The sequence below is a fragment of the Hallella bergensis DSM 17361 genome, assembly GCF_000160535.1.
Taxonomy (GTDB): Bacteria; Bacteroidota; Bacteroidia; order Bacteroidales; family Bacteroidaceae; genus Prevotella; species Prevotella bergensis.
Genome location: NZ_GG704782.1, coordinates 61,742 through 84,437, shown reverse-complemented (window position 1 = coordinate 84,437; position 22,696 = coordinate 61,742). Strand labels below are relative to the sequence as shown.

Genomic DNA, 22,696 nt, shown 5'->3' with positions numbered 1-22,696 from the left:
TATAATATAGTATTTTTGCACTTGCATGGCGTGTGGTGTATACCAACAAAGGACTATACGTAAGGTATTTTGACTATGCGCAGGCTGTCCGTATTCGGCTATTCTGATAATATCTAACAGTAATATAATTAAAAATCAGTCATTTATGTGGTTAATCAATTCTCCAATTGGTAGAAAAGTTGTGATGTCGTTAACGGGCATCTGCCTTATTCTATTCCTGACTTTCCACTGTTGCATGAATGTTGTGGCCTTCTTCTCAGGAGATGCCTATAACATGATTTGCGAATTTTTGGGAAGCAACTGGTATGCAGTCGCCGGAACGCTGGGTCTTGCTGCTTTGGCAGTGGTGCATATCGTTTACGCATTCATTCTGACCATGCAGAACCGCCGTGCCCGAGGCAATGAGCGCTATGATGTGTCAGCCAGCCATGAAACCGTGAGCTGGGCCTCTCAGAACATGCTCGTCCTGGGACTTATCATTTTAGTCGGGCTCGTGTTGCACCTCTACAATTTCTGGGGGCACATGATGTTTGCCGAGTTGGCACATATCCAGGTGGCTCACGACCCCGCCGATGGATTTGCGTGGATTCTCGAAACCTTCTCCTGCCCGGTTTATTCCGTACTCTACCTCGTGTGGATTGTGGCCCTTTGGTTCCACCTTTCCCATGGTTTCTGGAGTTCGCTCCATACATTGGGCATCAGTGGCAAGATATGGTTTAAGCGTTGGCACACCATCGGCATTGTTTACGTAACAATCCTCATGGGTGTGTTTGCTTTCCTCGTGCTGGCCTTCTGGCTTGGCTTCGCTCCAAGTATGTGCTGCGCATATTAACAATCAACAATCTTAAATCATCATGAAAGAGATTATGACTAAACAATTAGATTCAAGAATTCCAGACGGCCCCGTGGCCGAGAAATGGACCAACTATAAAACTCACCAGCGCTTAGTGAACCCCAAGAACAAGCTGAAGCTCGACGTCATCGTTGTCGGAACTGGTCTTGCCGGTGCAAGTGCTGCCGCCTCACTGGGCGAGATGGGCTTCAACGTACTCAACTTCTGCATTCAGGATTCGCCGCGACGTGCCCACTCGATTGCCGCACAGGGAGGTATCAATGCTGCCAAGAACTATCAGAACGATGGCGACTCGATTTATCGCCTGTTCTATGACACCGTGAAAGGTGGTGACTATCGCGCCCGCGAGGCAAATGTCTATCGTCTGGCTGAGGTTTCCAACTGCATCATCGACCAGTGTGTGGCACAGGGTGTGCCCTTTGCCCGCGAGTATGGCGGTATGCTGGCCAACCGTTCTTTTGGTGGAGCCCAGGTGAGCCGCACATTCTATGCCAAGGGACAGACCGGGCAGCAACTTCTTCTCGGTGCCTATTCCTCGCTGATGTGCCAGGTGAATGCCGGCAAGGTGAAGCTCTATACGCGCTATGAAATGGAAGATGTGGTTATCGTCGACGGCCGCGCTCGCGGCATCATCGCCAAGAACCTGATTACCGGCAAGCTCGAGAGATTCTCAGCCAATGCCGTAGTTCTCGGTACCGGCGGTTACGGCAATGCCTACTTCCTCTCCACCAACGCCATGGGTTGCAACTGTACAGCAGCCATCCAGGCCTATCGCAAGGGCGCCTATTTTGCCAACCCCTGCTACGTACAGATCCACCCCACCTGTATCCCCGTTCATGGCGACAAGCAGTCCAAACTCACGCTGATGTCCGAGTCGCTGCGTAACGATGGCCGCATCTGGGTACCCAAGAAACTTGAAGATGCCAAGAAACTCCAGGACGGAACCCTCCAGGGCTGGGAAATCCCCGAAGAAGACCGCGACTATTACCTCGAGCGCCGCTATCCGGCATTCGGTAACCTCGTTCCCCGTGACGTGGCCTCGCGTGCCGCCAAGGAGCGCTGCGACAAGGGTTATGGTGTGAACAACACCGGCTTGGCCGTGTTCCTCGACTTCTCCGAGTCTATCAACCGTCTCGGACTCGATGAAATCATGCAGCGCTACGGCAACCTCTTTGAGATGTATGAGGAAATCACCGACGTGTTCCCGGGCGACCTCGCCAACGAAATCAACGGCGAGAAATATTACAAGCCCATGATGATCTTCCCTGCCATCCACTATACGATGGGCGGTCTCTGGGTCGACTATGAACTCCAGACCACCATCACCGGACTTTTTGCCATTGGCGAGTGCAACTTCTCCGACCACGGTGCCAACCGTCTCGGTGCCTCTGCTCTGATGCAGGGCTTGGCCGACGGATACTTCGTGTTGCCGTATACCATTCAGAATTACTTGGCCGACCAGGCTGTCTGGCCAAAGATTCCAACCGACACGCCGGAATTTGAGGAAGCCGAAAAGGCTGTTAATGCAGAGTTCGACCGCCTCATGAATATTCAGGGCAAGCGCTCTGTGGACTCTCTCCACAAGGAGTTGGGACACATCATGTGGGACCATGTAGGCATGGGACGCACCAAGGAAGGCTTGGAAAAAGGTTTGAAGATGATTGCCGACTTGCGCAAGGAATTCAACACCAACCTCTTTGTTCCTGGGAAAAAGGAGGGGCTCAACGTCGAACTTGACAAGGCCATCCACCTCCGCGATTTCATTTTGATGGGCGAACTGGTGGCCTACGATGCCCTCTCGCGCAACGAGAGCTGCGGCGGTCACTTCCGCGAAGAGCATGCCACACCCGAAGGAGAGGCTGCCCGCGACGACGAGAACTACTTCTATGTAGGTTGCTGGGAATACCAGGGATCTGACGAGAAAGTTCCCGAACTTATCAAGGAGCCTTTGGAGTATGAGGCAATCCAGGTTCAAACACGTAATTATAAGAATTAACAACTATGGCAAAAAATATCAGTTTCACACTAAGATTTTGGCGTCAGAATGGTCCTAAGGCACAGGGCTATTTTGATACGCACGAGATGAAGGATATCCCTGATGGCACCTCATTCCTTGAGATGCTCGATATCCTCAACGAAGAGTTGATCGAAGCCGGCAAGGAGCCCTTTGTTTTCGACCACGACTGTCGCGAGGGCATCTGCGGTATGTGTTCACTTTATATCAACGGCACACCTCATGGCAAGACCGAGCGCGGTGCAACCACTTGTCAGTTGTATATGCGCCGTTTCAACGATGGCGACGTGATTACCGTTGAGCCTTGGCGCTCGGCCGCATTCCCGGTTATCAAGGACTGCATGGTCGACCGCACGGCATTCGACAAGATCATTGCTGCTGGTGGATACACCACTGTCCGCACCGGACAGGCTCAGGATGCCAACGCCATCCTGATTTCCAAGGAAGCTGCCGACGAGGCTATGGACTGCGCCACCTGCATTGGCTGCGGCGCCTGTGTTGCAGCTTGCAAGAACGGTTCGGCCATGTTGTTCCTCTCCTCCAAGGTGAGCCAGCTGGCACTCTTGCCACAGGGTCGTCCGGAGGCCGCTAAGCGTGTCAAGAATATGATCGACAAGATGGAGGAACTCGGATTTGGCAACTGCACCAACACCCGTGCTTGCGAGGCAGCATGCCCCAAGAACGAGTCTATTGCCAACATCGCACGCCTCAACCGCGAGTATATCGCCGCCAAATTGGCTGATTAAGCGCACCGTTTCCCCTGTGGAAACCGCCAATATCAAATCAAATCCCGTGAACCCTACCGTGTTCACGGGATTTTTTTCGCACGAAGACGTTTCTTTGTCATCGTCTATCGTCCGTCATCCAATCGTCTATCGTCCGTCATCCAATCGTCTGCCGTCCGTCATCCACTTGTCTGTCGGCCGCGATAATCCCCTTGTTGTTAGTAGTAATGCAGCTGTTCTGCCCCCTGTGTGTCGGGATAACTACCCAAATCTAATGATTTTTGACTTAATGGATTAATATATTACATAAATATTTAGTTTTCTTTAATAATCTTCGTATATTTGCAACAATTAGTAATTTTTGCTGTATATTCTGCAACATTTTGTAAATTTTTATGGACTTTATTGCAAGGGATATGATGAAGAAAATTAAAAAGCGGTTGTTGTTCCTGTTCTTAACACAACTGTGCCTTTTCCCGCTGTGGGCTCAGAATGCCCCTTCCACCGTTGTGGGCTATGTCTACAACCAAGACAAATTGCCGTTGGCCGAGGTGACGGTAAAAGTGGAAAACACGACCCTTGTTGCTGTGACGGATGCCACCGGTCGCTATTCGCTCAGAGGCTATTGGGGACGGGAGACGAAGTTACTGTTCACCTGCATGGGCTATCGTTCGCAAGCCGTTGCCATAGAGGGGCGAGGTCGGGTGGATATCGTCATGAAAGAAGATGTGAAGCGCATCGAGGAGGTTGTTGTCAAGAGTTCGCCCAACATCAACGCCATCGATTTGCGTGCCAAGGCCGGTGTGGTGGACAATATCAACATGAAGCGACTCAGCGAAAAACCCATGATCGACTTTGCGCTCTCGCTGCAGGGACAGACCCCAGGACTTGTTGTGACCAACACGGGCGAACTTGGATCGCACCCCCGCATACGCATTCGTGGTAACTCCTCATTCCAGCGCGGCGACGCCATCAACGAACCCCTTTATGTCATGGACGGACAGGTTATTTCTCCGGAAACCTTTTATAACCTCAACCCTCAGGACATCAAGAGCATCAAGGTGCTGAAAAATGCTGCCGCTTGTGCCCTCTACGGAGTCAAGGCCGCCAACGGTGTACTCGAAATCGCATCACAGCGCGGATATGAGGGCAGAACGGTGGTCAGTTATTCGACCAACATGGGTATCACCACCCGAGGTCGGCGCGGCATCAACATGATGGACAGCGAGGAGAAATTAGAACTCGAACGGCTGTTGCAAAACCCTGAAACACCGGGCTATCGCTACAGTGCCGATTATCTAAACAAATATTATTCCACAAATCCCGCTCTGCAGGCTATGATTACCGACGGTCAGCGCAAGCTCGACTCGCTTCGGGGTATCAACACCGACTGGTTCAAGGAGTTGCTCCGCAACCAGGTGTATCATCGTCATAACCTCAGTGTGAAGGGCGGCAATAACAACACATCTTATTATATATCCGGAAACTACGCTTATCAGGGCGGACGCATCAGAGGAAACGATGAGCGCCGCATGGGATTGCGCATGAACATCGACCAGAAGCTTGGTCATATCGGTTATTTCCTGCTCAGCGTCAATGGCAACTATACGAAGACCAAGACTCCCAACGGTAGCAGCTCTGACCCGACGGCACTGGTTTATCAGCTCAACCCATACGAGCAGAAAACAGGACGGCTGTGGTCTTATCCGGGCAGGACATACAACGACCTGCTGAACCAATATGAAGCCGAATCGACCGGAAAGACTGCCGGCGTGAGCGCCAATATCACCTTGGAACCGTTGGCGGGACTGAACATCGGCTATGTGGCCGGATTAGACTTTACGCTGAGCGAGGGCAATCAGTTCACCCCAGGCACATCATACAGCGAGACGCACAGCGGTATTCCGGAAATCGAGAGAGGTATCTTCCAGAAATTCAAGAACACGTTGGCCAACTTCTCCAGCAACCTGCGCGTGACGTACAACCATACCTTTGCCAAGGTGCACGACCTGACCATAGGAGTCAACATGGACTACTACCGCATGAACAGCGACAATGCGTTGCTGCGTGGTTATGGCGTGGGCAATCTCAACTCGGCTGCGGCCATCAACCAAAGTCTTCATGGTTCGCGACAACCATACGTCAGTGCGCCGCGTGACCGCTCTGCACAACTGGGCACCGGTGTAGTGCTGGGGTATACCTATAATTCCATCTACGATTTCTACGGCACTTTCAAGTCAGATGCCTCGTCGGTGCTACCCAAGGAAAAGCGGTGGAACAACGCGTGGGCAATGGGAATCGGATGGTCGCCAACCAATTATTCATGGTTGCACGACAACAAAGTGCTTACGATGTTGAAATTCAAGGCATCCTATGGTATTACTGCCAATCTCAACGGGGTGTCGATCTCCAACACGGTGGGCAGTTTCAGATATGCCACGACGAGCTATGAAAACCAACGCCCGCTTGACTTCGTGTCCCTTTACAATAAAGACCTAAAACCCGAGCAAAACAAGGAGTTCGACCTCGGTATGGAGTTTGACTTGTGGAAACGATTCACGTTCAGCATCAACTGGTATAACCGTAAAACTGAAGATGCCCTGTTGGACGTGCCCATCCCTTCATCCACCGGATACACCTCGATGAAGCGCAATATTGGAACGCTGCAAAACAAGGGCGTGGAACTCGGCACCAACATCAAGATTATAGACACCTATGACCTGCGATTGACCGTGGGTGCCAACATGGCCTATAACAGCAACAAGGTGATCGACCTGTATTACACAGACCGTATTTATACCAGTGAGGAAGCACTCGTTCCGGATTACCAGGTGGGCAAGTCGTATGACATGATATATGGTCCTGTGTCATTGGGTATCAATCCGTTGACCGGCTATCCCGTGTTTCGCACTCCGTCTGGTGAGAAACAGGCTACCGAAGCCCTGCTCAAGGATGATGTGGCTGCATTGGGACACCTCACTCCGCCCTATTCGGGGACGTTTAATCTCACCTTTTTCTGGAAGTCGCTCGAGTTGGATGCCGACTTCTATTGGGTGAGTGGGGGAAAGCAGCGGTTCAACTATAGCTATGTGCGCAACCGTGACAATGCCAACAAGAACGCCGTGCAGGGACAGACAGACAAGATGTGGTTCAAGATGGGAGATGAGAACAAAACTTACTGGACGCCCTATTACACATCTTCTGTGGCAGAAGACAACATAGCCTTGTATCCCAATTCGCGCACCGTGGGCAAGAGTGACTACATGAAATTGTCGATGGTTTCATTGAAATATCATGTTTCCGGCTATTGGTTAGAGCGGCATTTACCGTTTATTTCCTATGCCACTGTGGGTTTGCAGGGGTCTAACCTGCTGTCTTTCACAAATTATAAAGAGAGCGACCCGGAAAGTGGCACGCTTGCTGGAACCATTCAGCCGGTTTATACTTTCAACCTAAGTTTGACCTTTTAAACATTCCACCATGAAAAAGAAATGCTTTGTCAAATATATCATTTTATGGAGCGCGCTCCTCATGGGAGCCGAATCTTGCTCGGTAGATGTGCCCTCTCCTGATCTGTATTCCGATCCCGACGCCATCGCATCGGTGGAGTCGGCCCGCTCGCTGCTCACCTCCTGCTATCAGCTTTACCCACATTATGAGTTTGAACTGTCGCAAATGGGGAATGACTTCTGCCTGACCAATCTGTCTGGCAAGAATTCGAATCAAAAGAATCTGTACCTTTGGCTAGACAAGCAGATCAGCAGCTTTGCAGCGGATGCCTGGCTGGGCTATTACAACTGTATAGCCAACTGCGACGTGTTGCTGGAACGCATGGACAAGGTCAATGCGACTACAGACGCAGAGAGTAAGCAGAAAGCTGTTATCGGGGCAGAAGTCAAGACGCTCAAGGCCATGGCCTATTTCGATGTGCTGCGACTCTTTGCCTCCTCCTACAACGACACGTCCGACTCGCTGGGCATCGTCATCAAGAAATCCGTGGGATTGGAAGAACCCGAGCGGGCATCGAAAAAGAAGTGTGTCAGCTATATCCTTCAGTTGCTCAATGAGGCTATTGAGGTGGGGAGTTCTCCTTCGCAAAACGGATGGTTGTCGGCCAATGCCGCCCGCAGCCTGCGTGCCGAGGTGGAACTTTATACCGGAGACTATGCTCGCGCCCTTGACGATGCCCAGAGTCTGCTCAAGGACTGTCCAGACGACGGCCTTATGGCTTCCGGTGTGGAGCGCTTCTGGGCACAAGAATCGTGGAACGGGCGTATCTTTGCCTTCAATACAAATGCATCTTACTATGCCGACATTCAGTATAGTGCTGAAGAAGGCGACTTTTATGCACTGAATCCCCAGCTGCTGTTGGATGAGTCTGACGCTCGCAGGAAATATGCCGAATACACCAAAATGATGGCTGGTGAGAACCGCCGGCTGCTTGGCAAGTATAATCGTATGAATAAAGAAAACCTTTCCATTGCCTATATCAACCGCATGCGCTATGCCGGGGCACTCTTCATGGCATCCGAGTGCCAGGCTCGTTTGGGTCGTTTCAACGAGGCTGTAGCCACAGTCAATCGTTACCTTGGGCAGATGAACTCAGGCCTGATCGATTCCTCGTTGACAGGCGAATCGCTCATTCAGGCCATTCTCGAAGCGAAATGGAAAGAATTTGCAGGGGAAGGGCAGAACTATTTCGACCTCAAGCGCGTGCGGCCGGACTCATTCGAGCGTCCGGGTGTTTGGGGAAAGGGCAGCCAGGGAAGTATTGCCGCCAACGACTACCGCTGGACTTTTCCTATCCCGGCCTCGGAATACAAATATAATAACAACATGAAACAGAACCAAGGCTGGCCTATTAATCGCTAAAACAGTCAAGTATAACACGCAGTTGATTCAAAAGAATGATGAGAAATCTTAAAATAACGATAGCATTATTTTCGCTCATGCTTTGGGTAGCATGTGGCGAGAATGTGGACACGACGGAGAGAATGTCCAATTATGTCATGCTGACGGCCAAAGGAGAAACCAGTTTCACAGAGGACGTTGCCGAAGGTGTGGAGGTGAATGCCATGATGGCTTATCGAATGGACAAGGACGTTTCTGTCAGGCTAAGGATTGAGGGCGACGACAAGAATGCCGTTAAAATAGACAAGGATACGTTGGTTTTTAAGGCAGGAACAAAGACGGCCTCGTTCCGTGTATTGTCCAATCAAAAGAGTTTGTTAGCCGTGCAGGAGGTCATCAGGGTGGTTATTGACAGTTGTTCCGACCCAAAGATGACGCCTTTCGGCAATGGTGTGAACATCACCGTTAAGCCTAATGCGGAGATTCCGCCCCTCACGGACGAGCAGTTGAAGCTGATAGCGGGTTACAAGGACCAGCTCGGCATAGACCTCACGCGCATCATGGGCGTGTCAAACTGTACGGTGACCATCAAGTTTGGTAATGATGACAAGGAGACTTGGAATGACGGGAAGGACACGAGAACGTTCACAGGCAAGTCTATCATTACCCTTAGCGACAAGGCTACAGCCGAAACCCCTGTGCTAAAAATGGTTGGGAATCCGATGGGCATGGGCAGTTATATCTATGAAGTGTTCCGTAAGGTCACTACCGAGGACAATGATTTCTTCATGCAAATCCCTGTTTCCATAGCCGTGCTGCAAGCCGTAGCTTACGATTATCCCCAGGAGACATTCAATGTGACGTTAGACGGAATCACACTCAACCGTGACGGTAGCCTCAATTTTACATCCCTGATGGAAGATGAGTATGGAGACGAAGTGACCAAGATTCCCTTCGACTATAAGTTCTCAGCTTGGGAGCGCATGAAGAAAATGGCCGACGAGGGGAAAACCGTCGATGTGGATGAAGGTGGCACCACCGCAGAATATGCGCTCAGCGACTTGCTGCAACAAATAGGAACGCTTAATCCCTCGTACTACCTTGGCAACAGCGACATTGCTGCCGATGCCTACGGGAACGAACCGAGTAACTATGTGACTCCCATGGGCAAGGTAGATTTCAATGCCGGAGTCATGGAGTTTGTGTTTCCGTGGGACTTTGGTGCAGGCGGATTCCTTTCAGATTATATTAATATTCACGTTGTCTACACCATGCATCCATGAAAAAGATACGAAACAGCCTTTTGGTGCTCCTCACATCAACCGTCATGAACGTTACGGTTAATGCCCAACCGATAGCGTTGCCATCCGGAACGGTGACCGGGAAGTTGCCCAATGGATTGAGCTATATCATCCAGCGCAACCCGCTTCCACGTCACACGGCGGAGTGTCGGTTGGTCATGCACGTTGGATCCATACAGGAAAACGACAACCAGCAGGGCTCTGCACACTTCCTGGAACACATGTGTTTCAACGGCACCCGCAACTTCCCCGGTACGTCGATGGTGGACTATTTCGAAAGACAAGGGATGAAATATGGACGCGATATCAACGCTTTCACCGGCTTCGACCGTACCATATATTGGATGACGATACCCGTGGAAAACAGCCAAGACAGGATTGTCGACACCACGCTCATGGCGATGAACGACATTTTGAACCATGTAACCTTTGACAGTACTCTCACGCAGAGGGAGCGTGGGGTTATTCTGGAGGAACTACGCGGGTATGATACACACGACAACTTTTATGATCTTAAGATAGGCAAGGGAAGGTATTCACGACACATGCCATTGGGAACATCCCGGGACATCAGCCGTACGGATCGAAATCTGTTGGTGGACTATTATCATCATTGGTATGTTCCATCATTGGCTACGGTCATCATTGTGGGAGACATAGACCCTGGCGAGGTGGAGAAAAAACTCAAGAACCGAATGGGACAGCAGGGTAGGCCACATCCCAACGACTTTCGTTCATGGCCACTCGACTATCCTGACGGGCTCTCTTTTAAGGAAGTAGACGACTCTCTGAACACTTCGTCCAAATTAGAATTGATCATTCCCCATGCAACCACACCGACTGGAAGCATCGAGGCCTATATACAACATTCGCGCATGAACATTCTTGTCAGAGCATTGGGGCATCGACTTGCACAGCACGGCATCGATGCAACCGTCAGTGACAACTGGTATCTTGCCGACAAGAATCATTTTGTTATCTCCCTTTCGGAAAAGAGCAAAGAGCGCTTCCTCCACAATATCACAACAGCCTCTGCCGAACTCCGTCGACTCGCCGGCAAGGGCATAGAGTCCCGAGAGCTTGCCCATTGGAAAGAAGCTGAGGGCAACCGACAACGCCTGGCCATAACCGACAAGCTTTCTTCGGTTTGGGTGGAGGACTGGATAGATTATGCGCTCATGAACGACCGACTTATCTACCAGCCTGATGAGGCAGAGCGCATCAAGGCTGGAATCCGCAATACCACTCCCTCCGATATCAAGGCATTAGCACGCGGGCTGCTCAGAGACATGGATCGTAGTCTGCTTGTGGCCTATACCAATAATGGGGGAAAAGGCAACAGGCTAACTGAGATGGAGATCACAAGGGCCATGAAAAACTACAAAGCCGTGAAGTCGGTGTCTTTTGCACTGCCCCAAAAGCCGACTCATGTAGAATCTTTGCTGCCGGTGCCAGAGGTGCTCAACACCGATTTGCCTTATCGTGCCGAGATGATCAAGAGCACCACCGACTATGACGAGATAGGCATCAGGGAAATAGCATTGCACAATGGTGTCAGGCTGCTGCTCAGACCTACCTATGAAGGAGACTCCACCGTCTATTTGACGATATGGGGACGGGGAGGCACAGCCGACTTGCCCGATTCACTCTACCAGCGTTATAAAGACACGGCAGGCTATGTAGACATGGGAGGCATCGAGGGACTGAACACAGACTCCCTGAGCGAGTTCATGGGTCAGCAGCAACTATCCATGACTATCGGCATCGACAACTACTGGCATGCGCTGCTGGGTTCCTCAAAAACCGAAAAAGCCCCCATGCTGCTGAGGCTCATGTACGAGAAAATGGCACATCCAGGAGTTGATAGACAGGGATTCCGCGAGCTTATCGACGATGAACTCGAGAATTATGGAAAGACAACTGTCTTGGAGGAGATGATGGTGCGCGACACCGAGCGGCGCATCATGGCCGTGGCCGACTCCCTCTTGGGGGCTGCCGTGGGGCTGCAATATGCCCCCATGACCAAATCTGACATCCGGCAGATGAATATCGATAGCATGACCACTTATTACAAGCGGCTTTTCACATCAACACGCGACCTGTATATCTTGGTATGTGGGCAGTTTGACAAACAAGAGATGGCACGCGAGTTGGTCTCCGTCTTCGGGCGCCTTCAGCAGCACAAATCTCCGGTGATTCGTCGGAACGAACCGTTTGCCCTGCCCGGAAAGGCCATGACCATGCAATTTGAAGGAGGGGCTGACGGCACACAAACGTCCTGCAATTTCATATATCCATTCCGCTACGAGCCATCGCTTCGCTCAACGCTGAAATTCAAACTCATGCGCGATATCATCCAAAACCGGATGCTCGACGTGCTGCGCTCACAGATGAATATTGTCTATTCCCCATACGTCAATGCCTTGTGGCACGGAACACCACAACGGGTTGCCGCCCTTTGGCTATCCGCTGACGTGAAAAACGAGAACTATCAGCACCTGCGCCAAGCGCTCGATAGCATCATCACAGACCTCAGGACAAACCCCGTCAGCAACGCAGAGTTGAGGCGCCTGAAGCTCTCTTTCTTGGTCAACAAGCGGCAGAACCTCAACGATGTAGCCCCAGCCGAATGGCGTCGTGTGGTGAAAGAACTCATCGAAAGCGGCGAAAAGCTCAGCGACTATGACCAATACGACAGCATTCTCCGCTCGATCACACCGCAGGAAATCCGCGATGATTTTTATAACAGCATCAATCCTGACCGGCTGATACTGCTCTACCGGAAATAACATCGATTTTTTTAATCATACAACAAACAAAATGAAGAAAACAATATGTACGCTGTTGCTGTCAATTCTACTTTTCCCGACAGCATTTGCAGGTAATCCTGTGCCTTACTCCATCTTCGACAAGGCGGGTAGGCCTATCTCTTTCGATGACATGATACGGTCGCTGTCACCCGCCGACGTGGTGTTTTTTGGCGAGATGCACAACTGTCCGATCACCCATTGGCTCGAATACAAGACCGTGGAGGCTCTCTTTCAGGCAAACAAGGGACAAATGAACCTTGGCATGGAAATGTTCGAACGCGACAACCAGCCTCTCATAGACGAGTTTTTCCAAGGTGTCATCGGGTCGGATTCGTTCGAGGATGAGTGCCGGCTGTGGCCAAACTATTCCACCGACTATGAGCCTATGGTGAGCTTCGCCCGGGAAAATGGCATGCGGTTGATAGCCACCAACGTGCCCCGCCATTATGCAGCCATCGTCAAGCAACACGGTCTGGCATACCTCGACTCGCTTTCCGATGCCGCCAAACAATATTTTCCACCGCTGCCAGTTCCCTACCGCGAAAATCCCGAGGCCGAAAAAGGATTCAGTCTCATGGCCATGCTGGGCAACAAGCAGCACGCCAATGCCGCATACATTGGGCAAGCTCAGGCTTTGAAAGATGCCACCATGGCATGGGTTATCGCACACAACCTTAATAAGAAAATGGTGCATGTCAACGGAAACTACCACAGCGATGCCAACACAGGCATCATCACCTATCTGAAAGAATATGCACCCAAGACGGTGTATAAAACCATATACACCGTCAAACAGGAAGATGTTTCAAAGTTAGAACAAGACTATCTTGGTCATGGGGACTTTTATATCGTCGTTCCCTATGACATGGTTACCTCCTATTGACGATACCGGTTCGTCGGGGCGAGCTACCGAGCCTGTTATTGCTCGTGTAGCTCCCCACGGCTTTATTTCTGTCTGCTGTCGAGCCACTGCCGTGTCTCGTCCAACACCCATTCAGCCACCAATTCGCTCGATGCGGGCAGGATGCCCTTGTCGCTGTATACGATTGCTATACCCTGCCGGGTCAGTTCGGCTTGTTTTTCTTCCATACCGTGCCTGTCGGCCATTCGTTTGACATCTGATGTGAGATAAACACCCTGCACGATGATGCGTTTTTTCTCCTTGGTCGCCTGCTGGAGCATTGGCAGCAGCTCGTTGGCAAAATCGTGCCCCATCTCGATATCCTTGCCTGCCGTATATCCAATCTTGGTGTTTTCCTTGATATAATTCTGCACATTCTCCAACATCATATTCCAGAATCCGCAACGCTCGGGATCGCCGTGAGCCAGGAAGATAACGGCTTCTTGCTCGGGTTGCTCCGACAGGGCTGTGATTTGTTGTAGCATAGCCTTTTCCAAAACATAGCTGTAATACATTGTCGGCCCCAGAATGATGGGAATGTCGGTGCTGACGAGTTGAGTGTTCTCCTCAGCAAGTTCCTGACGCACATACTGGTTGTATTTCATTCCTAATATGTTGGGCAGGTCGTTTTCGGTGTGGCTCGACGGTGCCATAAACATGGGCAGGGCAAAAATAGTGTCAACGCCCTGGGCTTCGCAGTCGCTCACCACCGAGGCCACCGAGGGCTCGCTGTATTCCATGAGAGCCAACCTGACATAGTCGATACCTTTTAGGGGCGAGGTTTTGAGCTTTTCGCGAACAAGTTGCTCCATGGCCAAGACGGGCTTGCGCCAACTGGGCATTGGCGAACCGTGGGCAATGATAACCAATGCAGTCTTGGCTTGAGAGAAATTTGCGGAAAGAACCGCAAGTAACAGAGAGAAGATAATTTTCCGAATCATAGTGATAAAGAATAATGGATTGGTTTCTTATTTGTTAAGCCATTTTGGCTGCTGCAAAGGTAGCGAGTTGTTTAGGTCTCTACAATACCTAAATATGATGATTCTGTCACCGTTTTGCGTCCGACATCCGATCGTCTCGCGGACGACATCCAGTCGTCTTGCGGTCGATAAACGATCGTCTTGCGGTCGATAAACGCCAGCATAGAACTTTTTTCTATAGACAACATGACAAAGAAAAAGCAGTCGGTGTTGGCTTTTGTGGGTAAGGTGATAGGGTGATGCTGCACAGGGTTTGCCCTGCAAAAAAAAAGGAGGGACTCCCGTGTTGGGAGCCCCTCTCTGTCTTAACGACGCAACCTTTACGGTTGTATGTTTCGTCTGTTCATGTTTAATTTAATGATATCACAAGTAAAATGTTTACTGATACCAAACCTCTCCACCCATTTCCTGAGTCGGATTGGTGTCCGGTTGCCTTGCTTGGATTTCGTTTTCCTCGAAGACACCAGCTAAGTTCTTAGGATCTTGTTTCATTGGGGTGAATTTTAAAGGGTTACCTAATATGAATGTCTCACTGACAAATATACGAAGAAAAATCGGATTATGCAACACTCGAAGTTATAAATAATGTTACATTCTGATGAAAAATTGTATAAAACAGGAAGCAGTTTTCTTAAATTTAAGCAAATTTGTAAGAACAATACTGTTTTTTATATTCTATTTTTATGGCAAGCAGTCCGCCGTGATGAGTACCGCACGGCATGACTCGGATGCAGGCCGGATGGCCTTCTCATCATATGGTGGCCCCAGGACAGGGCTAACATGAAGCACGAAAGCAAAATTTATAGCATTCATTTTGCCTTATGCTATAAAATGACTACTTTTGCACGGGGAAGATATATTCTAAGTATCAAGACCATACCCTGTTTATTAGGTCTGTTTTAGAACATCATCAACCGCTTTAAACATTAATTCATAAGACAATTCATGACGGTAAATATAAAGAAGGTGGAGACGAAGAAAGATCTTCGGGCCTTCATAGAGTTTCATTACGACCTTTACAAGGACAGTCCCTATGACGTACCCTCTTTATACAGAGACGAGGTCAACACCCTGAGCAAGGACAGAAATGCGGCTTTCGACTTTTGTGAAGCAGAATATTATTTAGCTTACAAGGATGATAAACTGGTGGGACGTGTGGCAGCCATCGTCAACCACCGAGCCAACGAGCGCTGGAATACCAAGGATGTGCGCTTTGGCTGGATCGATTTTGTCGACGACTTGGAGGTGAGTGGTGCGCTTCTCGCTGCCGTGGAGAATTTTGGCAAACAAAAGGGCATGACTCATATTGTTGGTCCGCTTGGCTTTACCGATATGGACCGCGAGGGAATGCTCACGTGGGGCTTCGACCGGATGAGCACACTAGCTACGCTCTACAATTACGAATACTACCCCCGGCACATAGAACAGCTGGGCGGATGGAAGGAGGATGTAGGCTACGTGGAATACCTTATCCCCATTCCCGACAAGGTGCCCGAGAAGCTCCTGAGCTTGTCGGAAATGATACAGAAGCGATATAACCTGCGTGTGAAAAAGATCACGCCGCAAGACGTCAAACAGGGTTACGCCCGTAAGTTGTTTGAGATTATCAACGAGACTTACGTTGACCTGTATGGTTTCGTCACGCTGACCGATCGCCAGATTGACCAATATGTCAAGATGTTCTTGCCGGGGATTGACTTCAACTTGGTGACAGTGATTGTGGATGCCAACAAGGACGACCTGATCGTGGGTGTGGCCATCACCCTGCCTTCGCTCTCCAAGGCGTTGAGAAAATGCCGCCGGGGTCGCCTGTTCCCCTTTGGATGGTGGCATATATTGAAAGCCAGTAAGTTCCACAAGACCGAGGGAGTGGACCTGCTGCTTATTGGGGTGCGTCCCGAATATCGCTCCAAGGGAGCCAACGCGCTGATGTTTACCGATCTCATTCCACGCTATATTGAATATGGATTCAAGTGGGGAGAGTCTCAGGTAGAGATGGAAGAAAACACTGGTGTGCAAGGGCAATGGTCTATGTTTGAACCCGAAAACCACAAGAGACGCCGTTGCTATCGCAAGCCGATTGCCTGATTGAAGGCATTGTGCCAATCGCGTGGATGCAGTGCGACTGCTTGATTCTCCGAACGACAAGCCAACGGGTTGTCTCGGAGTTTTTCAGATTAGAATAAAGAAATATGACAGATTCCAAAAATATGGACGGTGATGGAAAACGGCCGGGGGTAGGAAATTCTTCAACCCCGGGCACGCAACCGCAAACACCGGAATACACAGACGACAATATACGACACCTGAGCGACATGGAACACGTCAGGACCAGACCCGGTATGTATATCGGGCGGCTTGGCGACGGCAAACTGCCGGAAGACGGAATCTATGTGCTCCTCAAGGAAGTTATCGACAATTCCATCGATGAATTCAAGATGAACGCGGGCGACAGGATAGAGGTCGATATCGATGACAACCTACATGTCAGCGTCAGGGATTATGGGCGCGGCATACCGCAAGGCAAATTAGTGGAGGCGGTCTCGATGCTCAACACGGGAGGAAAGTACGATTCCAAGGCCTTTAAAAAGAGTGTCGGACTCAATGGTGTGGGCGTAAAGGCGGTGAATGCACTGAGTGCCCACTTTGAGGTGAAGAGCTATCGCGAGGGCAAGGTGCGTGAACTGAAGTTTGAAAAGGGTCAGCTCATGGACGACAAAACTTCGAAGAGTCAGGACGAGAACGGCACCTATGTGTTCTTCGAGCCTGACAGCAGCCTGTTCAAGAACTACGCTTTTCGCGATGAAATTGTGGAGACGATGCTTCGCAATTACACGTACCTGAACTCCGGGTTGACCATCATGTACAACGGCAGGCGCATCAAGAGCCGCAACGGACTGGAAGATCTGCTCAACGACAACATGACCGTGGATAGCCTTTATCCCATTGTGCACGTGAAGGGCGACGATATCGAGGTGGCTTTCACCCATACCAACCAGTATGGCGAGGAATATCATAGTTTTGTGAACGGTCAGCATACCACCCAGGGTGGTACGCATCAGAGTGCGTTCAAGGAGCATATAGCCAGGACAATCAAGGAATTTTTCGACAAGAACTACGAGTATGCCGATATCCGAAACGGCATTGTGGCAGCCATTGCCATCAATGTGGAGGAGCCGGTGTTTGAAAGTCAGACCAAGATTAAGCTTGGCTCCACGGTGATGGCACCAGACGGAGAGACCATCAACAAGTTTGTTGGCGATTTCCTCAAGCGCGAAGTGGATAATTACTTGCACATCCATAAGGAGGATGTGACCGATATTCTGGAAAACAAGATCAAGGAAAGTGAGCGCGAACGCAAGGCCATGGCCGGTGTGACAAAGCTGGCTCGGGAGCGTGCCAAGAAGGCCAGCTTGCACAATCGCAAGCTGCGCGACTGCCGCATCCACTTCTGCGATGCCAAGAACGACCAAAAGGAAGAAACGTCTATCTTTATCACCGAGGGTGACTCGGCCAGTGGGAGTATCACCAAGAGCCGTGATGTGAACACGCAGGCCGTGTTTTCGTTGCGTGGCAAGCCGCTCAACTCCTTCGGTCTGACCAAGAAGGTGGTTTATGAAAACGAGGAATTCAACTTGCTCCAAGCTGCGCTCGACATCGAGGATGGGCTCGACAACCTGCGCTACAACAAGGTGATCGTAGCCACCGATGCCGATGTCGATGGCATGCACATCCGACTTCTTATCATCACATTCTTCCTCCAGTTTTATCCCGAGCTCATCAAGAAAGGACACGTCTTCGTGCTTCAGACACCGTTGTTCCGCGTGCGAAACCGTCGCACGAAGATCAAGAACAAGAAGATAATCGCTGAGGCTGATGCCCGCTTGGGCAAGGGGGAGAAAAAGAACGACTTCATCACCTGGTATTGCTATACGGAGGACGAGCGCCTTGAGGCCATATCGGCACTTGGCCCTGACCCAGAAATTACCCGTTTCAAGGGTCTTGGGGAAATCTCACCCGAGGAATTCGCCCATTTCATCGGCCCTGATATGCGATTGGAACAGGTGACCCTCCACAAGAACGACCAAGTGCAGAAACTCCTTGAATACTACATGGGTAAAAATACCATGGAGCGACAAAACTTCATCATCGACAATTTGGTGATCGAAGAAGATATTGTGGAAACGGAGGAGTAAAAGAACCAACGGCACCCTGCCCAATGATTGAATGACAAGCATTGGATCGGGGGCTGACATCATCAATAAACCATAAGGATATCAATGACAAGACAATGGCATAGGGTAATCTCTTTTTTAACTATATCCCTTTTTGTTTCTTCAACTATACAAGCGCAGTTTCGTCTCAACTTGGGCTCAAAGTCCCCATTCCGCAAGCTGCAGGTTGCCGAGATGGCCATCTCCAATCTATACGTTGACTCGGTCGACGAACAGAGATTGGTGGAGGATGGCATTCGTGGCATGTTGGAGAAGCTCGATCCCCACTCCTCATACACAACGGCCAAGGAGACCAAGATCCTGAACGAATCGCTCCAAGGGGCATTCGAGGGCATTGGTGTGCAGTTCAACATTCAGTCTGACACCTTGTTGGTGATACAGCCCATTGTCAATGGCCCTTCTGATAAGGTAGGCATTGTGGCCGGAGATCGTATTGTGATGGTCAACGATACAGCGATTGCAGGGGTAAAAATGCCACGTGAGGAAATCATGAAGCGATTACGTGGCAAGAAAGGCACCAAGGTGAAACTCGGTGTTGTGCGGCGTGGAATCAATGACCTGCTGACTTTCACCGTGACGCGCGACAAGATTCCTGTGAAGACGATCGACGGCTATTACATGATTCGGCCGGGCATCGGGTATATCCGGATTGGGAGTTTTGGGGCAACGACATACGATGAGTTCATGACCTGTGTGCGTGAGCTTCAGGACAAGGGAATGAAGGATTTGATACTCGATTTGGAGGAGAACGGCGGCGGATATCTGCAGGCTGCCGTGCAAATAGCCAATGAATTCTTACAGAAGAACGATCTCATTGTCTATACTGAAGGTCGCAAGGTGCGCCAACAGGAATACCATGCCAAAGGCAATGGGAAGCTGCTTACGGGCAAAGTCGTCGTGCTGATCAACGAATTTTCTGCTTCTGCTGCGGAGATTGTTACCGGAGCCATTCAAGATCAGGATCGGGGCGTGATTGTAGGGCGTCGCAGCTTTGGCAAGGGACTGGTGCAACGCCCGGTCAATTTCCCCGACGGCAGTATGATGCGACTCACGGTGGCCCACTATTTCACACCTTCCGGACGATGTATCCAGAAGCCCTATAAGAAAGGGGATAAGAAGGATTATGATATGGAATTGGACGATCGGTACAAGCATGGTGAACTGTATTCGGCAGACAGCATCCATTTTGACGATTCCCTGAAGTATTACACCCTGCGCAAACATCGCACGGTGTATGGCGGGGGTGGGGTGATGCCCGATGTGTTTGTGCCACTCGACACCACGAAATATACCCGATTTCATCGACAATTGGCTGCCAAGGGTATTGTGATGAATGCGAATCTCAAGTATGTCGACAGCCATCGCAAACAGCTAAAAAACCGATACGAGGCATTCGATAAGTACCTTTCAGATTTTGAGATACCCCAATCTGTAGTCAATGAAATCATTGCTGAGGGCAAAAAACAAAAGATAGAGCCTAAGGATGCAGCAGAACTCAGCAGGACCTTACCCTATCTCAAGACCCAGCTTAAGGCTCTCGTAGCCCGTGACTTGTGGGATATGAGTGAGTATTTCCAAGTGATTAATGAGCAAAACGACATCGTCTTGCGTGCCATTGAGGAGATGGAAAGGCAAGAAAGGCAATTTTAGTTCTGCCTTTGCATTTCTTTGAGCAAGGCGAGCGCTTTTTCCTCATGGGCTTCCATAATCTCCCGCTCGCCCGGTCCTTTGTCGTTGATACCGCAGAGATGGAGAATGCCATGAATGATCACACGGTTGAGTTCATCGGCATAGTCCTTGCCGAATAGTTCGGCATTGCTTCGCACGGTGTCGAGGGAAATGACAAGATCGCCATTGATGACATCGCCATCATCATAGTCGAAGGTAATGATATCGGTGTAATAGTCGTGGCCAAGGTATTGGTTGTTTACTTCCAGTATCTTCTTGTCATCCACAAACATGTATCCGATGCTACCCACGCGCTTGCCATAGGTCGCCGCCACCGCCTTAATCCATGCCGTCGTCTCCCGGTGCTTGATGCTCGGCAACTCAACACCTTCTGCTTGATAGGTAATCATGTGCTTATTATTTTATAGTTTCAGTTCCAACACAGTATTCAGAACCCCTCTTCATTCTTCCCTCCTCATTCTTCCCTCTTCATTCTTCCCTCTTCTCTCTTCCCTCTTGATTCTTCCCTTTCCCTGGCAGCATCCATGAGGCATCCTTTTGGAAATAAATCAACTGCCGGTACGCACTCGACGAGACGGCAGTGAGCGTCGGGTCGGCATAGAGCAGGAGAGTTTCCACGTTTCCGAGCCTCTTGTTGTATTCAGCTTGGTCGCGTTCGTATTCAAAGTCTTTGACCGAGCGCACGCCGCGCACGATGAATTTTGCCCCGACACGCTTGGCAAGGTCAACGGCAAGGTCGGAATAGGTCACCACCGACACGCGTGGTTCGTCGTCATAGAGGCTTTGGATAGCGCCTATGCGCTCCTCGGGAGAAAACAGAGTGTGTTTGTCGGGATTCACTCCCACGCCGATGACAAGTTTGTCAACAAGCTGTAGTGTGCGTTCTACGATGTCAGCATGACCGATGGTGAAAGGGTCGAAAGTGCCGACAAAGAGAGCCGTTGTGTGAGTAGGGGATGGTTGCATGAGGGATGGGTAATGGAAGAAATTAAAAGAGTTCTTGTTGCATCACATTTCCGTCATAGGGATTACGGCCGAGGTGGTCGTATGCCAGTCGGGTAGCCATGCGCCCGCGTGGTGTACGCTTGATGAAGCCCTCCATAATGAGAAATGGCTCGTAGACCTCCTCCACGGTTCCGGCATCCTCGCCTATGGCAGTGGCTATGGTCGACACGCCCACGGGTCCCCCGCGAAACTTGTCGATGATGGTTGTGAGTATTTTATTGTCGATTTCATCGAGTCCGTATTGGTCGATGTTCAGGGCTTGCAGGGATAGCTGGGCAATGTCGGTGGTGATGGTGCCATTGCCCTTCACCTGTGCGAAATCGCGCACGCGTCTCAGCAATCCGTTGGCCACACGGGGCGTGCCCCGACTACGTCGCGCAATCTCCATGGCAGCCTCATCGTCAACGGGCACCTTGAGTAGCTGAGCCGATCGCCTGATGATGCGTGTCAATGTTTCAGGATCGTAGTATTCTAAGTGCATGTTGATGCCGAAACGCGCACGCAGTGGTGCCGTGAGCATGCCTGACCGAGTGGTGGCACCGATGAGTGTAAACGGGTTCAGGTCGATCTGAATGCTGCGTGCCGACGGCCCTTTGTCGATCATAATATCGATGCGATAGTCCTCCATGGCAGAGTATAGATACTCCTCCACGACCGGCTGCAGGCGGTGAATTTCGTCGATGAACAGCACGTCGCTGGGTTCGAGCGAAGTCAGAATGCCTGCAAGGTCGCCCGGTTTGTCGAGCACAGGTCCGGAAGTAATCTTGAAGCCTACACCCAGTTCGTTGGCAATGATGTTGCTCAGTGTGGTCTTTCCCAGTCCCGGAGGGCCATAAAGCAGCGTGTGGTCAAGAGGTTCGCCCCGGTATTTGGCGGCTTCGACGAAGACCTGCAAGTTCTCCACCACCTTCTGCTGACCGTTGAAGTCGCCGAAGCATAGAGGTCGGAGCGCATTTTCAAATTCCTTTTCATTGGATGTGATCTGCTCGTCCCTGATGTCAAAGTCTTCTGCCATTCGTATGTTTTTGTTGCAAAGATACTCAAAAAGATTGGAGATGACAGTCAATGTTGTCCTAAATAAACAGAAATACATTAGCGATACGGAAAGGAATCGAAAAAATCATTTTACCCGACAGGCCCAACAGTAAGAATCAAAAATATGTAAGAGCTTCATCTTGGTCACACTGTGCACACTTGAAATGCGGAGCTTATGCCATTTTTTCAAAACAAAATCTCTTGGAATGCCCGTGTATAATGAGAATTTATTATTACCTTTGCGAATGTGGGTGCAAGCCGGGAGCAAAAATACAGAAGCCCACCTTTACAATAAGA

At 50.3% G+C, this 22,696-nt stretch carries 15 protein-coding genes; 11 read left to right on the top strand and 4 right to left on the bottom strand.

What is annotated here, in order from left to right:
- The first annotated feature begins 145 nt into the window (after positions 1 to 145).
- From HMPREF0645_RS08765 to HMPREF0645_RS08730, 8 genes are all read left to right on the top strand, one after another.
- A complete protein-coding gene (locus tag HMPREF0645_RS08765) occupies positions 146 to 832 on the top strand; it encodes a fumarate reductase (RefSeq protein ID WP_044123487.1) in 687 nt (228 codons plus the stop codon).
- 34 nt (positions 833 to 866) lie between these two features.
- Positions 867 to 2,849 carry a fumarate reductase/succinate dehydrogenase flavoprotein subunit gene (locus HMPREF0645_RS08760; RefSeq protein WP_044123532.1) on the top strand — a complete coding sequence of 661 codons (1,983 nt, stop codon included), beginning with the start codon at positions 867 to 869 and terminating at the stop codon, positions 2,847 to 2,849.
- Positions 2,850 to 2,854: 5 nt separating this feature from the next.
- Positions 2,855 to 3,613 carry a succinate dehydrogenase/fumarate reductase iron-sulfur subunit gene (locus HMPREF0645_RS08755; RefSeq protein ID WP_007174612.1) on the top strand — a complete coding sequence of 253 codons (759 nt, stop codon included), beginning with the start codon at positions 2,855 to 2,857 and terminating at the stop codon, positions 3,611 to 3,613.
- Positions 3,614 to 4,011: 398 nt separating this feature from the next.
- Positions 4,012 to 7,062: a SusC/RagA family TonB-linked outer membrane protein gene (locus HMPREF0645_RS08750; protein WP_044123531.1), complete on the top strand. Its 3,051-nt coding sequence runs from the start codon at positions 4,012 to 4,014 to the stop codon at positions 7,060 to 7,062.
- A 10-nt stretch (positions 7,063 to 7,072) separates the two neighbouring features.
- Positions 7,073 to 8,464 carry a RagB/SusD family nutrient uptake outer membrane protein gene (locus HMPREF0645_RS08745; RefSeq protein WP_007174610.1) on the top strand — a complete coding sequence of 464 codons (1,392 nt, stop codon included), beginning with the start codon at positions 7,073 to 7,075 and terminating at the stop codon, positions 8,462 to 8,464.
- Between the two features lie 35 nt (positions 8,465 to 8,499).
- Entirely contained in the window at positions 8,500 to 9,726 is a 1,227-nt protein-coding gene (locus HMPREF0645_RS08740; RefSeq protein ID WP_007174609.1) for a DUF4929 family protein, read from the top strand.
- Positions 9,723 to 12,533 carry a M16 family metallopeptidase gene (locus HMPREF0645_RS08735; protein ID WP_007174608.1) on the top strand — a complete coding sequence of 937 codons (2,811 nt, stop codon included), beginning with the start codon at positions 9,723 to 9,725 and terminating at the stop codon, positions 12,531 to 12,533. Before HMPREF0645_RS08740 ends, HMPREF0645_RS08735 begins: the two co-directional genes overlap by 4 nt.
- A 31-nt stretch (positions 12,534 to 12,564) precedes the next feature.
- Positions 12,565 to 13,437, top strand: a complete 873-nt coding sequence (locus tag HMPREF0645_RS08730; RefSeq protein WP_007174607.1) for a ChaN family lipoprotein — start codon at positions 12,565 to 12,567, stop codon at positions 13,435 to 13,437.
- Positions 13,438 to 13,499: 62 nt separating this feature from the next.
- Here the strand turns inward: HMPREF0645_RS08730 and HMPREF0645_RS08725 are convergent, their stop codons facing one another.
- On the bottom strand, positions 13,500 to 14,396 hold the full coding sequence (locus tag HMPREF0645_RS08725; RefSeq protein WP_007174606.1) for a sirohydrochlorin chelatase: 897 nt from the start codon (positions 14,394 to 14,396) through the stop codon (positions 13,500 to 13,502).
- A 984-nt stretch (positions 14,397 to 15,380) separates the two neighbouring features.
- On the opposite strand from HMPREF0645_RS08725, the gene HMPREF0645_RS08710 reads away from it, so the two are divergent.
- The 3 genes from HMPREF0645_RS08710 (at position 15,381) to HMPREF0645_RS08700 (ending at position 20,320) form a co-directional block, all read left to right on the top strand.
- Entirely contained in the window at positions 15,381 to 16,523 is a 1,143-nt protein-coding gene (locus tag HMPREF0645_RS08710) for a hypothetical protein (protein ID WP_007174603.1), read from the top strand.
- A 227-nt stretch (positions 16,524 to 16,750) separates the two neighbouring features.
- Complete coding sequence (locus tag HMPREF0645_RS08705) at positions 16,751 to 18,631, top strand: DNA topoisomerase IV subunit B (protein WP_245544023.1); 1,881 nt, start codon at positions 16,751 to 16,753, stop codon at positions 18,629 to 18,631.
- An 84-nt stretch (positions 18,632 to 18,715) separates the two neighbouring features.
- A complete protein-coding gene (locus tag HMPREF0645_RS08700; RefSeq protein WP_007174601.1) occupies positions 18,716 to 20,320 on the top strand; it encodes a S41 family peptidase in 1,605 nt (534 codons plus the stop codon).
- On the opposite strand, the gene ybeY is transcribed toward HMPREF0645_RS08700, so the two are convergent.
- The 3 genes from ybeY to ruvB all read right to left on the bottom strand — a co-directional run bounded on the left by ybeY (position 20,317) and on the right by ruvB (position 22,379).
- The gene (gene ybeY, locus HMPREF0645_RS08695; protein ID WP_007174600.1) at positions 20,317 to 20,748 is read right to left on the bottom strand and encodes an rRNA maturation RNase YbeY; all 432 of its coding nucleotides are present in this window, start codon (positions 20,746 to 20,748) and stop codon (positions 20,317 to 20,319) included. The two genes, HMPREF0645_RS08700 and ybeY, sit on opposite strands and share 4 nt — an antisense overlap.
- 79 nt (positions 20,749 to 20,827) lie before the next feature.
- Entirely contained in the window at positions 20,828 to 21,325 is a 498-nt protein-coding gene (gene coaD / locus HMPREF0645_RS08690; protein ID WP_007174599.1) for a pantetheine-phosphate adenylyltransferase, read from the bottom strand.
- A gap of 22 nt (positions 21,326 to 21,347) precedes the next feature.
- Positions 21,348 to 22,379: a Holliday junction branch migration DNA helicase RuvB gene (ruvB, locus tag HMPREF0645_RS08685; RefSeq protein ID WP_007174598.1), complete on the bottom strand. Its 1,032-nt coding sequence runs from the start codon at positions 22,377 to 22,379 to the stop codon at positions 21,348 to 21,350.
- Between the last annotated feature and the right edge of the window lie 317 nt (positions 22,380 to 22,696).

Excerpts from the sequence above, each read along its gene's own strand:
- HMPREF0645_RS08765 (WP_044123487.1), top strand. The coding sequence starts at position 146 with ATGTGGTTAATCAATTCTCCAATTGGTAGAAAAGTTGTGATGTCGTTA.
- HMPREF0645_RS08760 (WP_044123532.1), top strand. The coding sequence starts at position 867 with ATGACTAAACAATTAGATTCAAGAATTCCAGACGGCCCCGTGGCCGAG.
- HMPREF0645_RS08755 (WP_007174612.1), top strand. The coding sequence starts at position 2,855 with ATGGCAAAAAATATCAGTTTCACACTAAGATTTTGGCGTCAGAATGGT.
- HMPREF0645_RS08750 (WP_044123531.1), top strand. The coding sequence starts at position 4,012 with ATGAAGAAAATTAAAAAGCGGTTGTTGTTCCTGTTCTTAACACAACTG.
- HMPREF0645_RS08745 (WP_007174610.1), top strand. The coding sequence starts at position 7,073 with ATGAAAAAGAAATGCTTTGTCAAATATATCATTTTATGGAGCGCGCTC.
- HMPREF0645_RS08740 (WP_007174609.1), top strand. The coding sequence starts at position 8,500 with ATGATGAGAAATCTTAAAATAACGATAGCATTATTTTCGCTCATGCTT.
- HMPREF0645_RS08735 (WP_007174608.1), top strand. The coding sequence starts at position 9,723 with ATGAAAAAGATACGAAACAGCCTTTTGGTGCTCCTCACATCAACCGTC.
- HMPREF0645_RS08730 (WP_007174607.1), top strand. The coding sequence starts at position 12,565 with ATGAAGAAAACAATATGTACGCTGTTGCTGTCAATTCTACTTTTCCCG.
- HMPREF0645_RS08725 (WP_007174606.1), bottom strand. The coding sequence starts at position 14,396 with ATGATTCGGAAAATTATCTTCTCTCTGTTACTTGCGGTTCTTTCCGCA.
- HMPREF0645_RS08710 (WP_007174603.1), top strand. The coding sequence starts at position 15,381 with ATGACGGTAAATATAAAGAAGGTGGAGACGAAGAAAGATCTTCGGGCC.
- HMPREF0645_RS08705 (WP_245544023.1), top strand. The coding sequence starts at position 16,751 with ATGGAACACGTCAGGACCAGACCCGGTATGTATATCGGGCGGCTTGGC.
- HMPREF0645_RS08700 (WP_007174601.1), top strand. The coding sequence starts at position 18,716 with ATGACAAGACAATGGCATAGGGTAATCTCTTTTTTAACTATATCCCTT.
- ybeY (WP_007174600.1), bottom strand. The coding sequence starts at position 20,748 with ATGATTACCTATCAAGCAGAAGGTGTTGAGTTGCCGAGCATCAAGCAC.
- coaD (WP_007174599.1), bottom strand. The coding sequence starts at position 21,325 with ATGCAACCATCCCCTACTCACACAACGGCTCTCTTTGTCGGCACTTTC.
- ruvB (WP_007174598.1), bottom strand. The coding sequence starts at position 22,379 with ATGGCAGAAGACTTTGACATCAGGGACGAGCAGATCACATCCAATGAA.